The sequence below is a fragment of the Xanthomonas melonis genome (assembly GCF_020783655.1).
GTDB lineage: Bacteria > Pseudomonadota > Gammaproteobacteria > Xanthomonadales > Xanthomonadaceae > Xanthomonas > Xanthomonas melonis.
Map to the genome: position 1 here is coordinate 25099 of NZ_JAJGQH010000013.1, position 15204 is coordinate 40302.

General features: G+C 67.5%; 17 protein-coding genes. 10 read left to right on the top strand and 7 right to left on the bottom strand.

The annotated features are described in order from the left end of the window. Nucleotides 1-275 precede the first annotated feature (275 nt). Nucleotides 276-1454 carry a PQQ-dependent sugar dehydrogenase gene (locus LL964_RS13765; protein WP_104585469.1) on the bottom strand — a complete coding sequence of 393 codons (1179 nt, stop codon included), beginning with the start codon at nucleotides 1452-1454 and terminating at the stop codon, nucleotides 276-278. A gap of 182 nt (nucleotides 1455-1636) precedes the next feature. Here LL964_RS13765 and yiaA point away from each other — a divergent pair, with 182 nt between their 5' ends. Next, entirely contained in the window at nucleotides 1637-2068 is a 432-nt protein-coding gene (gene yiaA, locus LL964_RS13770; protein ID WP_104585467.1) for an inner membrane protein YiaA, read from the top strand. Between the two features lie 64 nt (nucleotides 2069-2132). On the opposite strand, the gene LL964_RS13775 is transcribed toward yiaA, so the two are convergent. The 6 genes from LL964_RS13775 to LL964_RS13800 all read right to left on the bottom strand — a co-directional run bounded on the left by LL964_RS13775 (nucleotide 2133) and on the right by LL964_RS13800 (nucleotide 7958). Next, nucleotides 2133-2465 (bottom strand): hypothetical protein, encoded by a 333-nt coding sequence (locus tag LL964_RS13775; protein WP_104585635.1) that lies wholly within the window; start codon nucleotides 2463-2465, stop codon nucleotides 2133-2135. 133 nt (nucleotides 2466-2598) lie between these two features. Beyond that, nucleotides 2599-3096, bottom strand: a complete 498-nt coding sequence (locus LL964_RS13780; RefSeq protein ID WP_104585465.1) for a hypothetical protein — start codon at nucleotides 3094-3096, stop codon at nucleotides 2599-2601. An 86-nt stretch (nucleotides 3097-3182) separates the two neighbouring features. Further along, entirely contained in the window at nucleotides 3183-4490 is a 1308-nt protein-coding gene (locus LL964_RS13785) for an APC family permease (protein WP_104585463.1), read from the bottom strand. After that, a complete protein-coding gene (locus LL964_RS13790) occupies nucleotides 4487-5287 on the bottom strand; it encodes a L,D-transpeptidase family protein (RefSeq protein WP_104585461.1) in 801 nt (266 codons plus the stop codon). Before LL964_RS13790 ends, LL964_RS13785 begins: the two co-directional genes overlap by 4 nt. 164 nt (nucleotides 5288-5451) lie before the next feature. After that, nucleotides 5452-6549 (bottom strand): dipeptide epimerase, encoded by a 1098-nt coding sequence (locus LL964_RS13795; protein ID WP_104585459.1) that lies wholly within the window; start codon nucleotides 6547-6549, stop codon nucleotides 5452-5454. Beyond that, on the bottom strand, nucleotides 6546-7958 hold the full coding sequence (locus tag LL964_RS13800; protein ID WP_104585457.1) for an SH3 domain-containing protein: 1413 nt from the start codon (nucleotides 7956-7958) through the stop codon (nucleotides 6546-6548). Before LL964_RS13800 ends, LL964_RS13795 begins: the two co-directional genes overlap by 4 nt. Nucleotides 7959-8360: 402 nt before the next feature. Here LL964_RS13800 and LL964_RS13805 point away from each other — a divergent pair, with 402 nt between their 5' ends. The 9 genes from LL964_RS13805 (at nucleotide 8361) to hglS (ending at nucleotide 15188) form a co-directional block, all read left to right on the top strand. After that, complete coding sequence (locus LL964_RS13805) at nucleotides 8361-9176, top strand: N-acetylmuramoyl-L-alanine amidase (protein WP_228315691.1); 816 nt, start codon at nucleotides 8361-8363, stop codon at nucleotides 9174-9176. A gap of 183 nt (nucleotides 9177-9359) precedes the next feature. Further along, complete coding sequence (locus LL964_RS13810; protein ID WP_425478134.1) at nucleotides 9360-10067, top strand: M15 family metallopeptidase; 708 nt, start codon at nucleotides 9360-9362, stop codon at nucleotides 10065-10067. Between the two features lie 115 nt (nucleotides 10068-10182). Further along, nucleotides 10183-10380 (top strand): CPXCG motif-containing cysteine-rich protein, encoded by a 198-nt coding sequence (locus LL964_RS13815; protein WP_104585451.1) that lies wholly within the window; start codon nucleotides 10183-10185, stop codon nucleotides 10378-10380. A gap of 132 nt (nucleotides 10381-10512) precedes the next feature. Next, nucleotides 10513-10890 carry a hypothetical protein gene (locus LL964_RS13820; protein ID WP_104585633.1) on the top strand — a complete coding sequence of 126 codons (378 nt, stop codon included), beginning with the start codon at nucleotides 10513-10515 and terminating at the stop codon, nucleotides 10888-10890. Between the two features lie 224 nt (nucleotides 10891-11114). Beyond that, complete coding sequence (locus LL964_RS13825; protein ID WP_104585449.1) at nucleotides 11115-11489, top strand: EF-hand domain-containing protein; 375 nt, start codon at nucleotides 11115-11117, stop codon at nucleotides 11487-11489. 253 nt (nucleotides 11490-11742) lie between these two features. Then, nucleotides 11743-12180, top strand: a complete 438-nt coding sequence (locus LL964_RS13830) for an EF-hand domain-containing protein (protein ID WP_104585447.1) — start codon at nucleotides 11743-11745, stop codon at nucleotides 12178-12180. Nucleotides 12181-12216: 36 nt separating this feature from the next. Next, nucleotides 12217-12975 carry an HAD family hydrolase gene (locus tag LL964_RS13835; RefSeq protein ID WP_104585445.1) on the top strand — a complete coding sequence of 253 codons (759 nt, stop codon included), beginning with the start codon at nucleotides 12217-12219 and terminating at the stop codon, nucleotides 12973-12975. A gap of 80 nt (nucleotides 12976-13055) precedes the next feature. Beyond that, nucleotides 13056-13682 carry a hypothetical protein gene (locus LL964_RS13840; protein WP_167395190.1) on the top strand — a complete coding sequence of 209 codons (627 nt, stop codon included), beginning with the start codon at nucleotides 13056-13058 and terminating at the stop codon, nucleotides 13680-13682. A gap of 138 nt (nucleotides 13683-13820) precedes the next feature. After that, nucleotides 13821-15188, top strand: coding sequence for a 2-oxoadipate dioxygenase/decarboxylase HglS (gene hglS, locus LL964_RS13845; protein WP_104585441.1), 1368 nt, complete (start codon nucleotides 13821-13823; stop codon nucleotides 15186-15188). The last annotated feature ends 16 nt before the right edge of the window (nucleotides 15189-15204 follow it).

Genomic DNA, 15204 nt, shown 5'->3' on the forward strand with positions numbered 1-15204 from the left:
CAGGAATGCGGGCCTCAGCAAGGTCACGGCGATGCGCAGCCGGAGCGGCAAAACGAAACAGGGCGCGCAGCCGTCAGGGAAACGCGGACGGCGCGCCAAGGACCAAAGTATCGGGGTGGTGAATACCCTTGCGACTGCCGGCCGCGTGCGACCGGTGGCTGCGCAGGCGCTGATCGGTTGCTTCGGGCACAGGCGCCTGTGCGAGCGTCCGATACTGCACCGCCTGCGCAATCCTTCGACGCGCAGGCGGTGCCCCCTTTGACCGACTCAGCTGCTTACGCGTCGTTGTCGACTGCCGCCCTGCTCTTGGGCGTCAGCTTGAGCAGGCGCCCGGTGCTGCCACTGGCCTCGTCTTCGAGTAACCACAGTGCGCCATCGGGGCCCTGCTCCACTTCACGGATGCGCGCTTCCATGTCGTAGCGCGCAAGTTCGGTTGGCTGATCGCCCAGCGACACCCGCACCAGGGCCCTGGACGAGAGTCCGCCGATGAATCCGTTACCGCGCCAGGCCGGGAATTGCTTGCCGTTGTAGATGACGAAGCCGGCCGGCGAAATCACCGGCGTCCAGCTGATCTTGGGGGCCGCAAACTCGGGTCGTGTGTTGTGGTCGGGAATCGGCCTGCCATCGTAATGGTCGCCATTGGACACGATCGGGTAGCCATAGTTGGCGCCGCGCTGAATCAGGTTGAGCTCATCGCCGCCTGCCGGCCCCATTTCGTGTTCCCACAACTGGCCCTTGGCGTCGAAGGCAATGCCGAGCAGGTTGCGATGACCCAACGACCAGACCTGTGCGGCCACGCCGCCCTGTGCGGCGAACGGGTTGTCGGCCGGGACGCTGCCATCGTCGTTGAGGCGGATCAGCTTGCCGAGGTTGGACTTCATGTCCTGTGCGGGATCGAACCGCTGGCGTTCGCTGGAGGTGATCCACAGTTTGCCGTCCTTGCCGAATGCGATCCGGTGACCGAAGTGGCCGTTGCCACTCACGTAGGGAACCTGTCGCCAGATCACTTGCAAGCCGCTCAGCGTGCCACCGCCGTTGGCGTCCAGGGTGAGCTTGGCGCGGGCGACGGCGCCGCCGCGTGTATTGTTCTGGCCGAGCTCCGCGTAGCTCAGGTAGACCAAGCCGTTCTTGCTGAAATTCGGGTGCGGGACCACATCGCCGAAGCCACCCTGCCCGCCGTAGGCGACGGTGGGCACGCCGGTGATGGCGCGTTTGCGCTTTGTCCTGGTATCCAGGCGCATCAGCGCGCCGCGCTTCTCGCTGACCAGCAGCGTGCCATCGGGCAGAAAGCTCATCGCCCAGGGCTCGTCGAAATCGGCGACGACAGTCGCCTGGAACGGCCATTGCGCCTTGGGGATGGATGCCGCGGGGGCGGCTGCCGGTTCGGCCAGAGCAGCGCCGGTGGCGAACAGGGTGGCCGAGCAGGCCAGGGCAAGCAGACGTCGGACAGACATGGGGTCCTCCAGGGGATGGGCACGACCACGCTGCAGCCCTCCCGCAACGTGTGCCGCGTTGGGTTTTCAAGTACCTTACACGACGCTGCCGAGGCCGCCCTTGTCGCAGATCACTCTCCGCAGGGCGGACGCGTCTCACATCGCTGTTTCACCATGAAATATCACCATGAAAAGGAGTTTCCATGGCCACGCAAAAAACCTCGCCCGCTTTCGTTGCCGCATCCTGGGCCGCCTTGCTGCTGGGCAGCGCGGCATATCTGATCGGCCTGTGGAATGCGCAGATGCTGCTCAACGAAAAGGGTTACTACTTCACCTTGTTGTTCGGCCTGTTCGCATCGGTGTCGTTGCAGAAAAGCGTGCGTGATCGCGCCGATGGCATCCCGGTCACTGGCTTGTACTACGCCATCTGCTGGTTCTCGCTGATCATCGCGCTGGTGCTGCTGACGATCGGCTTGTTCAACGCCAGCTTGCTCCTGAGCGAAAAAGGTTTCTACGCGATGGCCTACGCATTGAGCCTGTTCGGTGCGGTTGCGGTGCAGAAAAATACCCGCGATGCGATGGATGTCTCGGCTGCCTCGCGCGCGTCGCATGCGGTGCCGCCAGCGCTGGACTGAGACGCCGCGCGGGCTGCACCAACGACAACGCCACCATGACGGTGGCGTTGTCGTATCAGTTGCATCAGCGCTTGGGAGACGAGTCGCCGCTGACGAAGTCTGCAGCGTTTTCCCAGGCCCGCTTCACCGCATGACGCGCCTTGCTCCAGCTCAGCGACGATGTGCCGCGCTTGGCCTCCCAATCGCGATGCAGCTCGGCCTCCACCTGGTCGTAGGCGCGCGCGTTGTCGCGGATACGTGCCTCGTGGCCCGCCAGGTAGGCGCCCTCATAATCTTCGAAGCGATCGCCTTCGGTGTAGTAGGGTTCTTCGGTGAACCGCTCGCGCCAATACGTCGAGATGTTCTGACTACGGTCTTCGTCGGGTGCGCGGCCCGGAATCTGGTACGGCACGTTCATGCGCGTCTCCATCGTTTCGAAAGTGAGGCTCAACTTAGGGGGCGACATGTTAACGACGCGGCATGCCGGGTGAGGAGCTGATCAAGACGGATATGCGCGCGCGCACGGTGTTGGAACAGCGCCCCTTGCTGCATCAGCTGGCGGCCGATGCAGCTTCGTAAGGCAGGGGCTTGGCTCCTGCAGCGAGCACAGCCGTGTCGGCCGCCTGGAGGGCAGACTCGTCCGCATCGATGACCACCAGCACCCTGCCCGCTTCGATCTCGTCCTCGAACTGGCGGCGGATCGGATCGGGCACCGTGGCACCGACCAGGGCCGCCGACCAGCTGCCCACCAGTGCGCCTGCCAATGCCATGACGCCTGCGCCGGCAAGGGTCAGGCCGATTGGCGGCACCGCCACCGCGACCAGCCCCGCAACCAGGCCCGCGGCGCCGCCGGTTGCCGCACCACGTGCTGCGGCGGGAACGAAGTCGGTCTTGGCTTCCTTGCGATCGTCAGGGACGTCGTGCAGTTCGATGTCCGAGCGTGCAATCAACGACAGCGCTTCGTTGTCGATGCCTGCGCGACGTGCAGCGTGCAGCGCACGTTGCGCGCCTTCCAGATCGGGTGTGCTGTAGACACGGCGCAGCTTCATCGCAGGCTCCCATCGGGTGATGGCCGCAGCGTTGGGCGTGCGCGGTTAGGTCTGCGTGAGCGCTACGCGAGTGCGCTGCGAAAGCCTCATGCCGGCTTGCGCGGGAACAGATAGAACGCACAGCCCACCAGCAGCGCGACTGCGGCGGCGGCCAGATTCTGCCAGCTGGCGCTGGCCAGCAGGCCCAGCGACAACAGGATCGCGGCAACGGGAATGAGTGGGCCCCCCGGCAGGCGCAAGGTCTCGGTGCGCTGCCGGTAACGCCGCGCCAGCACGATCACGGCCGCCGCGGTGCCGATGTAGGCGAACAGCCGGGTGACCATCGACAGCAGCGCCAGCTGGGTGAACGAGCCGGACACCGCCAGTGCCAGCGACAGCACACCCTGCGTGAGTACCGCTGCCGCCGGCGTGTGGAACCGCGGATGCACGCGGGCCAGGAATGCCGGGCCGTAGCCGTCCTTGGCCAGCGCGAACAGAAAGCGCGGCCCCAGCATCACCGTGTTGCTGGTGGTGCCCAGGATGGAAATGGTAGCGCCCACGGTCAGGATCAGCGCCAGCGCCTCACCGCCAAAACCGCTGGCTGCGTCGGCCAGCGGCGTGGGCGATGCGGCCAGGTCGGGCAGCGTGCCCTGCGCGACCACCTGCACCGCGGCATAGATCAAGGTCACCGTGACGATCATGGTGATCAGCGCGAACGGCACGTCGCGGCGCGGATTGCGGTACTCGCCGGCAGCGGCGGGAATGTTCTCGAAACCGGCATAGGCGAACAACAGCAGCAAGGCCGCTTCGCCGAGATTGCCCAGATCCCGCAGATCCGGGGACTTGCCCGCGAACGCCCACGACCAATCGACGTAGAACAGGCCGATCGCCACGAACAACAGCAACGGGACCAACTTGCCGATCACCAGGGCGATGCCGGTGCGCGCGGCGGACTTCACGCCGACCACGTTGATCGCGGTGAGTACACCCAGCGAGCCGACCACCACCAACAGACGCGCCCAGGCCTCGGTGGAGGCTGTGGGCCAGAAGCGCGCCACCGCATCGGCCAGGCCGTTGCTCAGCGCTGCGGCCGAACTGATGCGGGTGAGCCAGATCATCCAGCCGATCTGGAATCCCACGAACGGGCCGAAGGCCTCGCGCGTATAGAGATAACTGCCGCCGGGGGTGTCGAAATAGCTGGCAGCCTGCGCATAACACAGCACCAGCAGAGCCACCGCCAGGCCGGCCAGCAGCACCGCCCACAGGCTCATCGGGCCGAGCAGGGCGGCGGTGGCGGCGGGCAGCAGATAGATGCCGCTGCCGATCACATCGTTGATCGACAGTCCGACGATCTGCCAGCGGCTGACCGCGCGCACCAGGCCGGTCGCATCGAGTCCGGGTGCCGGCGCGCTCATGGTGCGGCCTCGTCCAGCGCCGGCAGTTGCCAGGTTGTCTGCAGCCGCGCGTACTCGGCACGCGGCAACAGCACGAACAGCGGATGGTCGGCCGGCTTCAACCACGCGAGCAGGCGCTGCATGTCGGCAGGATCCATCGCGGTGCAGCCGGCGGTGACCTGGCCCGGACTGCGCCACAGATGCGCGAAGATGCAGCTGCCGCGCCCGGCGATTGCAGCAGGGTTGTGCGCAATGACGAAGCCTTCGCGATAACGCCCGTCGCCGGGCGTGCGCAGGTCCAGCCGCATCGGTTCGGTGGAGCCGGCCACCGCCGCCTGGCCGACCTGCGCCGCGTCGACGATGCGGTTGTACAACGGCGAGGCCGGCACATCCATGCAGTAGTGGGTGGCAGTCATCGCCTGATAGGGCAGGGCGGTGTTGAGGTGTGTCGCATAGCCGAAGGCCGGGCCGATGGCGAACACACCGGCCGGGCTGCGGCCGTCGCCTTCGCGCTTCTGCGGGCCATTCGGCTGCGCCGGGTGCAGGCCTTCGCCCCAGGCGCTGCCGTGGCGACCGAGTGCGACTGCGAAGCCGGCCCCGGCCGGCCGCCACTGCCCATCGGTACGCGTGAAGGTCTGCAGCCGCGCCTGAGTACTGTCCCAGTCGTGCGTGGTCACCACGATCAGCGCACGCGCCTGTTGCACGGCCTGGATCGGTTGGGCTGCAGCGACGGTGCCGCTGCACAGTGCCAGCGCCATTGCCATTGCCATCGGCATCGGCATCGGCAGGATGGATCGCAACAGGTGGGCAAGACGCATGCAGGCTCCGGAGGCAGTGGTTGGATCGAGCGGACGACCGGAGCCGCAGCAGTTTGCAGCGCGGCGTCGGCGGCGCTCTGGATATCGCACCGATGGCTACTGTACCCAGCAATGCGCACCGATGGCGCGGGTCTGTCGTCATCGGTCGCGGTATGACTGCGCCGCTACGGTGGCAACAGCTCCAGCCCGCGGATGCGGCCGATTCCCAGACCCGGCACGGCGTCGATATGGATCTGTGCCTCGTCGAAATGCACGGCGCCCTCGGCAGGATCGAATTGCGCCAGTGCGGGCGCGTCCAGATCGGCCAGGGTGATGCTGTCGGCCTTGGCGACCGCCAGATGCACCGCGGCAGCAACGCTGACACTGGATTCGATCATGCACCCGATCATGCAGGGCACCCCGTACAGGGCGGCGATGTCGGCGGTACGGATGGCATTGGACAGCCCGCCGGTCTTCATCAACTTGATGTTGACGATATCGGCGGCGCGGCGCTGGATCAGGTCGATCACCTGCGACGGCGAGAACACGCTTTCGTCGGCCATCACCGGGGTGTCGATACGCGCGGTGACGAAGGCCAGTCCTTCGATGTCGGCGGCCCCGACCGGCTGTTCGAGCAACTCCAGCACGATGCCGGCCGCTTCCAGCACGCGCATGTTGCGCACCGCTTGCTTGGGCGTCCAGCCCTGGTTGGCATCCAGCCGCAGCGTGGCCCGCCCATCGACCGCAGCGTGGATCGCCTTGATGCGGTCGACATCCGAGTCGCTGTCCTTGCCGACCTTGATCTTCAGGGCGCGATAGCCGCGTGCCAGCGCCGATTGCGCCTGCGCGACCATGGTGTCGATGGCATCGGCGCTGATGGTGATGTCGGTGGTGATGCGCGGCGTGCCACCACCCAGCAGCTGGTAGAGCGGCGCGCCGTAGGCCTGTGCCCAGAGATCGTACAGCGCGATCTCTACCGCGGCCTTGGCGCTGGTGTTGCGTTCCAATGCCTGCTGTACCAGCCCGCACAGGCGATTGAGGTCGGCGATCTCCTGGCCGATCAGGCGCGGTGCGATGCAGTGCGTGATCGCGGCGACGATGCTGCCATGGGTATCGCCGGTGATCGGTGCAGTGGCCGGTGCCGCGCCGTAGCCGATGTGGCCGTCGTCGCTCTGCAGCAGCACCACCACGTCCTCGATGGCGGTCACGGTGCGCAGCGCTGTCCTGAACGGGGTTTTCAGCGGCACGCGCAGCATGCCGAGGCGCAAACCTGTGATCTTCATGGGGAACCGATCGGTGCGATGCGTTGGATACGGACGATGTGCGCGACCAGCGGCGTGCCATCGGTGGCCAGCAGGGGCAGCAAGGGCGTTACCGAGACGCCGTTCAGAGGCGCGCGCTGCACGCTGCCGTTGGCGCTGCGATAACTGATGCCGGCCACATCGTGAATCACCCATGGGGTGCCGCGCTCATGACCGATGACCAGCATCACGTGGCCGGGGATGTAGATCAGGTCGCCGACGCGCAGCTGCGCCAGTTGGCGCGTGCGTTGCGATGGCGGTGCATGCGCGTCGAACGCGACGCGGTGCGGTACCGGGCTGCGTGCCTGATCGCCGGTGTTGCGCGGCAGGGCGATGCCGAGACTGCGGTAGACATCCAGCACGAAGCCGCTGCAGTCGCGCGCAGCGTAATCGTTGCCCCAGCCATAGCGCTCGCCCAGAAACTTGAAGGCCTGGCGCAGGAGCGCATCGTCGCTGGCCGGCAGTGCGCCAACCCGGACATCGGCGCCACGCGGCACCAGCGCCGGCACCCGCTGCAGACGCCCATCGGTTCCGCGTACCGGCAATTGCACCACATGGGCGGCAATGGGCGACTGTCCGTTGACCGCTTGCTGCGGCGGCCAGTCGGTCAGCAGTGGCAGGCTGCTGCCCATATCCAGCCGCAATGCCGACACCGCGGGCAGTTCCGGCGTGTAGACAGTCTGCACGTGGGCAGCGGTGACGATCAGGCGCGCACCGTGCTGCGCGTAGTCGAGCACGTCGGTGCGGCTGCCTTCGGCGATATGGTCGGCGGCGATCCATGCGGCGTAGTTGGCCGCGATCACGAACCGCCACGCACCATCGGCGCTGGCGTGCAGCACGGCGACGGGCGTGCCGGGGTAGAGCGCCGACTCCTGGAAACGATCGATGTCGCGGTCGTCGGGACTGGCGAACACGCGTTCGCTGGTAGGGAAGGTGCGCAGCGCAGCGCGCTGGACCACCAGCGCATATCGCGGCGCGACCTGCGGGGGAAGCGCGTCCAATGCCAGCGTGCGCTGCCACTGGGCCAGGCGCGCCGCGGCGATGCGATGCCCATGGGCGTCGTACAGCGCACGCGTCGGCGGTGCCGACAGCGCCTGGATCCGCGCACGCACCGCCGCGCCCGGCAGGGTGGCGGGGAGCCGCGACAGGTCGTGCATCGATGCATCGTCACGCAGCAGCCGCGCGTTGAAGTCGGCGATCTGCGCACCGCTCAGGCGCGGCACCTGTGCGCCGGGAGTGCGCTGGCTCCAGTAATCGGGTGTCAGCTGCGCATCGTCGACCGCGAACGGAGCAGCGTGCGGCGTCGGCACACTGGCCGAACGGGACACCGCGGCGCAGGGCAGCGCGAAGACGATCAACAGCAAGGTCAGCAGGCAGCGCGACAGTGGCATGAAACGCTCGAGGAGATGGGAGCCGTTGGCCGTGGCCCGATCGCGGGAAGCGAAAGACCTGACCCGCCGCACTGCCTCGGCAGATTCGCCAGGACAGCCAGCTTGCGAGCATGATCGCAGTGTACGCGCGCTGCCGTGCTTTGCGCAGGACCTGCGCGGTGGTGCATCTGTGGTCGCCGTTGCGGGGTGCAGGCGAGGCTTGCATCGCTGGTGCGCGAACGCCCCGTGGCCGAGTGCGCAGTCGTCAGCACCCGGTACCTGCCAACGACAACGCCGGGCGGGGTAGGGTGTGCGGCGTGGCCCACCCTGCCGATGACAACCGAGCGGATAATGGAGCGCCACGGCAGCGCGTTGCGACGCTGGACGCCGTGCGGGCCATTGCATTCGTCCAGGAGAACACCGGTGTCGTCAACGTCCCTTCCGTCGTCATCGGCCTGGCTGCGTGGCGCCGCATGCGTACTCGTGCTGTCGCTGGCCGCCTGCGCGCACGCGCCGCAACGCAATCCCCTGGCCCGGTGGGTGCCCTCGCCCAACTACGATGCGCGGCGGCCCATCCTGATCGTGCTGCATTTCACCGACCAGCATTCGGTGCAGCAGAGTCTGAACACGCTCCGTAGCCGCAACAGCGGCGGGCGGGTCAGCGCGCATTACCTGATCGGCGAGGATGGGCAGCGCTACCAGCTGGTCGCAGACGATCAGCGCGCCTGGCACGGCGGTGCAGGGCGCTGGGGCAGCATCACCGACATCAATTCGGCCTCGATCGGCATCGAGCTGGACAACGACGGCAGCGAACCGTTCGCCCCGGCCCAGATCGACAGCCTGCTGGTGCTGCTGGAGGATCTGTGCAGCCGCCTGCGGATTCCGCGCACGCAGATCGTCGGTCATGAGGATGTCGCCCCGACGCGCAAGAACGACCCCGGCCCGTTGTTTCCCTGGAAGCGCCTTGGCGATGCCGGTTTCGGCCGCTGGCCGGCGGCCGATGCGCCGGCGGCGCCGCCGGGCTTCGATCCCTGGCAGGCACTCGCGGTGCTGGGCTACAGCCTGGACGATCCTGCCGCCACCTTGCAGGCGTTCCACCACCACTATCGCGGCAGCAGCGCCACCACCCTGGACGCAGAGGATCTGCGCATCCTGCACGCCCTGACCCTGCCGTTGTCCAGTCCGACGCGGGGGGGGCGACCGCCTCCGGCGGCCGATGCGGGTGTGGACGTTCCGTAGCCCCTGCCGGTATCGGTGAGGTCCCGCCGCGCGGTGCCGTGCAGGCCGGCATGGCGCCACTATCCGCCGGACCATGCCGGGCCAACCACCGCCCGCTGCGATCATTCCCGATCGCTGGCCTATGCTGTGCGCATGACAGATATCCATGCATCCCACCGTGTGTCGCGCTGCCCTCGCCAACGACTGCGCCTTCGACGTTGGCGGTTGGCCGCTGCAGCGGCCGCCTGTGTGTGCGGCAGCGCCATCCCCGGCCCCGTCGTTTCGCCGGCCACCACCGCTGCGCAGGCGGGCCTGATCGATGTTGCGACGCTGGCGCCGGACATCGCGGTGGACATGCGCTACGCGCGCAGCGACAACTTCACCGGGCAGGTAGTGCCCGGCTATGACGCCGCGCGCTGCTACCTGCTGCGCCCGGCAGCCGACGCGCTGGCGCGGGTCGCGCTGACACTGAAAACGCAGGGATACCAGCTGCAGGTGTTCGATTGCTACCGGCCGGTGCGGGCAGTGCGCGCCTTCGTGGCGTGGGCTGCGGATCTGCAGGACCAATCGACCAAGGCGCGCTACTACCCGCGCGTGGACAAGCGCGCGCTGCTCGGCGACTACATCGCCGACACCTCCGGGCATAGCCGCGGCGCGACGCTGGATGTCGGCCTGCTCGACTGCCGGCAGACGCCATGCCGGGCCGTGGACATGGGCACCGGGTTCGATTTCTTCGATCCGCGCGCGCACACCGATGCGCCCGACCTCGACGCCGGTCAGCGCGCGAACCGCCAACGCCTGGTGCGCGCCATGGCGGCGCAGGGCTTTGCCAACTATCCCATGGAGTGGTGGCATTTCACCCTGACGCCGGAGCCGACGCCGCACACCGCCTACGATGTGCCGGTGGAATGACCGCACTGCCAGCGCGCAGCGCAGCCGCGTTCGTCTGTCGCCTGGACACCATGCCGGCGCCTCCATCGCCCGCGTCGCGCGCAGCGCGGCCGTTTCCACCAACGCAGGAATCGCCATGACCGACCCGGAACGCTTCATCGATATCGCCTGCCCGTATTGCGGGGAATGGATCACCCTGAGCCTGGATATCAGCGGCGGCGACCAGTGCTACATCGAGGACTGCCAGGTGTGCTGCAAGCCGATCACGGTCGCCGTGCAATGGGATGAGCAGGGCGAGGTGCAGGTGACCGCGCGTGGTCAGGACGATGCCTGAGGCGGTACCGTCTCTGCAGCGCTGCCGGGGTGGTCGCGTCGTGGCTAAACAGGGCGAGCTAACCGTCGGTTGGGAGCCGATGCCGATGGCGCCAGCCGCTACACTGGCCCGCCTGCCGCCTGGATCGTCACGATGAATCTGCCCCTGCATTTCGGCCTGCTCGGTTCGCTCGAGGCCGGCCTGATCGCGCTGGTGCTGGGTATCGCGATCTTCGCCGCGGTCGAATATGGCGGCCGGCGGTTGCAGTTCACGCAGGGCCACACGCTGGGAGCGGCCTGCCTGCTCGCGGTGGCGGCCGGTGCGGGATACGACATCTGGAATCTCGTCTACACCAGCATCGTGCGGCTGGAATCGCCGTTGTACGCGCGTCTGGCGCTGGCACGCATCCACGATCCCAACGAATTGGGGTCGCGCGTGGTGCTGGAAGTGGCCGGCGCGATCGCCGGTGTCGTGCTGGGTTGGAAACTGTTCAGTTCCGAGCGCTGGGACAGCGACGCGTCTGGCTCCTAAAATCGCTGGCCAAAACGCGGCACGGTTCGCACAAATCGCTGCGATGAATGGACCACTTCTATTTGACTCACCCACGCCTAACAGGCGGCTAGGCGCAAACGTTGGAGCGGTGGTTAAGAGGACGTTCTACGGCAAATTGTGGCAGGTCGGGCGTTCATCCGTGCTGGGTAGGGTGGTGCCATGTGCGGCGACACCGTGCATTTCCAAGAACAGGAGACCACCCAATGAAGAACCGCAATCGCACCTCGCTGTTGGCCGCCACTGCCGCGCTCGCCGCTGCCCTGGCATTGCCGGCGATGGCGCAAAGCAATCCGCAGGATGCCGCCGCCCAGACCGGCAATGCGGCGCAATCGGGTAGCTCGGCGACGTCCGCGCAGGGCAGCGGCGCAAGCTCCGGCGGCGGCCAGACCTGGGCCAGCGTGGACACCGACAGCGACGGTGCCATCAGCAAGCAGGAGGCGCAGGTCAACGCAGGTCTGGCGCAGATCTTCGACCAGGCCGACAGCGATACCAATGGCAAGCTGACGCCCGACGAGTACAAGGCCTTCGTCGCCAAGCAGCAGGGCGGGGCGGCGGCGAGCGGCTCGCAGGGCAATTGATCGCCGGTGCCGTGACCGAGTCACTGGCGGTGCGGAAATCGTTTTGCGCTGTCGAACGTCATAGGTCAAGTAGCCAGCGAGCGCTTGTCTGACGGTCACGCGGCCAGCAATTAAGTCACGCGGCCAGCAGTAACAGGATGGAAGATCGGGAGCGACCTGCCAGGGCCGCTCCCTTTTCGTATGCTCCCCGCATGGCGCCACTTTTTTTACATGTTGCGCGCTATGGTGGGAGCATCTTTCATCGGCCCATCCCATGTTGCCACGCGTTATCGTGCTGGCTGCGCTGTCGAGTCCCTGGCAGGTTCTCGCCGCGCCTCCGGAGCTGCCTCCCGTCGATCCACAGCAGGCGCCCGTGGTGCTGCCGACGACCAGTTCGCCGGCGATGTCGCCATTGCCAGTCGAGCCCCCTGCGCCGGCGGCTACGCCTTTGCTGCCCGTCGGCCCGGCTGGCCCGTCCCCTGCCAAGGGGGGCGCCGAACCGTCTGCAGCACCGACGGCCGGAACATTGGCGCCGCGCAGCTTTCGTAGCCTGGACGGCGATGCCGACGGTTCGCTGACCCTGGCCGAAGCCGGCGCGGACCCGATCCTGCGCGAGAGCTTTGCCGGCTTCGACAGCAACGGCGATGGGCGGCTGTCGCGCGACGAATTCGCCAGTTATCAGCCGGGGCCGGGCGATGCGGCCGGAGATTGATACGGCGGCGCCGGGGCGCGCTGCTAGACTTGTGCGATGACACCCATTGCACAGCGCGACGGCCAGGCGATCCAACTGGTCGGCTTCGACGGCGACGATACCCTGTGGAAGAGCGAGGACTACTACCGCAGTGCCGAGGCGGATTTCGAAGCCATCCTGGCGCGCTATCTCGACCTGGGCGACAGCCGCATGCAGCAGCATCTGCTGGCGGTGGAGCGGCGCAATCTGCAGATCTTCGGATATGGCGCCAAGGGCATGACCCTGTCGATGATCGAGACCGCGATCGAGCTGACCGATGCCCGCATCGAGGCGCGCGATATCCAGCGCATCGTCGAGATCGGCCGGACCACGCTGCAGCATCCGGTGGAAGTGATTGCCGGCGTACGCGAGGCGGTGAGTGCCATCGCTGCCGAGTATGCGGTGGTGCTGATCACCAAGGGCGACCTGTTCCACCAGGAGCAGAAGATCGAGCAATCCGGTCTGAGCGACCTGTTTCCGCGTGTGGAAGTGGTCTCGGAGAAGGATCCCAGGACCTATGCACGCGTGCTGAGCGAATTCGACCTGCCGGCGCAACGCTTCGTGATGATCGGCAATTCGCTGCGCTCGGACGTGGAGCCGGTGCTGGCGATCGGCGGGTGGGGCATCTACACCCCGTATGCGGTGACCTGGGCACACGAACAGGAGCATGGCGTGGCTGCCGACGAGCCGCGCATGCGCGAGGTGCCCGATGCCGCCGGCTGGCCGGCAGCGGTTCACACGCTGGATGCCCTGGCCCGGCAGCAGGCATCCAGGTAGGCAGGGCGGCTGCCGCAGGCGATCGTTTGCTTCGCTGGATGGCCGGGTCGCACCTGGCACCACCTGACAGCGGGATGGGCATGCGGCATCATCGACGCATGCCCGTTCCACGCTGCTCACGACTGCGATCACTGCCCCTTGTGGCAATACTGCTGGTGCCCCTGCTGGTCGCAGCGCAATCCAATGGCGCGCCGACGGCGGCGGATCCTGCCGATGCGGCGCAGCAGCCGGCACCGGCGGCAATGGCCGGCACCGGCGATGCCTGGGTGGACCAGCACCTGGCCGACATGGGCAGCTACGCGCAGCGCTACCCGGACAGCTTCATCGACGAGGTGGCGCGCTACACCGGCACGCCGCGTGGCTACGTGCAGGCGCTACTGCAGGTGCACGGCTGGCACGCCGGGGATATCTATTTCGCCTGCTTCTGGGCGCAGACGGTGCAGCTGTCGTGCCGCGACAGTGTGCGCGCCTACAGCCGCGATCACCGCGACGGCTGGGAAGGCGTGATCACCCGCCTGTCGGTGGCGCCGGACAACGCCCACATGCGCGCATTGCGGCATGCCATCGTCGCCAGCTACGACCGCTGGGAGCGGCCGATCACGCTGGATGCGCTATTGCGTCGCCAACTCGGCGACCCTGCGCAACGGCTGGAGGCCGCGCGCGAGGCCGCCGAGGCGGCCGAAGCGGCGGCGCAGGCGGGGCTGTAGGCCGCGTCGCGCTCACACAGGCAGTCGCCTGCGTCGTCCGTGCGAGCGGATGCTGCCGTGCAGCTGGCCCGGGCAGGGCAGGGTCGGCGAGAATGCGGGCAACGCCGGCCCCGGCCGGCCCCTGCCAAGACCCGATCCATGCGCGATACCGTGTTTGTCTCTCCCGATCAGATCCGCAGCCTGTTCGCGCAGGCGATGTCGGACATGTACCGCGCCGAGGTCCCACTCTACGGTGAGCTGATGACGCTGGTGGCGCGAGTCAATGCGCAGACGCTGGAAGCCGATCCGGCACTGGCGCTGCGGTTGCAGCGCAACGACGAACGCGCGCGCCTGGATCTGGAGCGGCATGGCGCCATCCGGGTCGGCACCGCGGAAGAACTGGCCACCCTGCGCCGGCTGTTCGCGGTGATGGGCATGCATCCGGTGGGCTACTACGATCTGTCGGTGGCGGGCGTGCCGGTGCACTCCACCGCGTTCCGGCCGATCGACGAGGCCGCGTTGTCGGCCAATCCGTTCCGCGTGTTCACCTCGCTGCTGCGGCTGGAGTTGATCGACGATGCCGCCCTGCGCGAGCAGGCCGCGCAGATCCTGCAGCAGCGGCAGATCTTCACTGCCGGTGCGATGCAGTTGATCGAGCAGTGCGAACAGCAAGGCGGTCTGGATGCGACCCAGGCGCAGCAGTTCGTGGCCGAAGCGCTGGAGACCTTCCGCTGGCATGGTGACGCCACGGTGTCGCTGCCGACCTATCGCGCGCTGAGCGATGCGCACAAGCTGATTGCCGACGTGGTGAGTTTCCACGGCCCGCACATCAACCACCTGACCCCGCGCACGTTGGATATCGATGCCGCACAGGCGCAGATGCGCGGTGCCGGCATCGATGCGAAGGCAGTGATCGAAGGGCCGCCGCGGCGGCGCGTGCCGATCCTGCTGCGCCAGACCAGCTTCAAGGCGCTGGAGGAGCCGGTGCGCTTCGTCGGCGACGGCGGGCAGGCCGAGCATGGCACCCATACCGCGCGCTTCGGCGAGATCGAACAGCGCGGGCTTGCGCTGACGCCCAAGGGCCGGGCGCTGTACGACGCGCTGCTGGCGCAGGCGCGCGATGCCGATGGCGCCGGCAGTACGGGGGCCGATTACGCCACCCGCCTGCAGACCGCCTTCGTGGCCTTTCCGGATGACGAAGCGTTGCTGCGCCAGGAAGGATTGGGCTATTTCCGCTATGCGCTCACCGAGGCCGGACGCGCCGATCCGGCACAGGTGGCGGCCATGCCGGCGGAAACCGCGATTGCGCTCGGCCTGGTCAGTGCCGACCCGATCGTCTACGAGGACTTCCTGCCGGTCAGTGCGGCCGGCATCTTCCAGTCCAACCTGGGCGGCGCCGAGCAGCGCGCCTACGCCGCGCAGTCGAGCAAGCGCAGCTTCGAGCAGGCCCTGGGTGCGCAGGTGCACGACGAGTTCGCGCTGTACGCGCAACTGGAGCGCGACTCGCTGCAGGGGTTGTTGGCGTAACGCGTCCCCGTCGCAG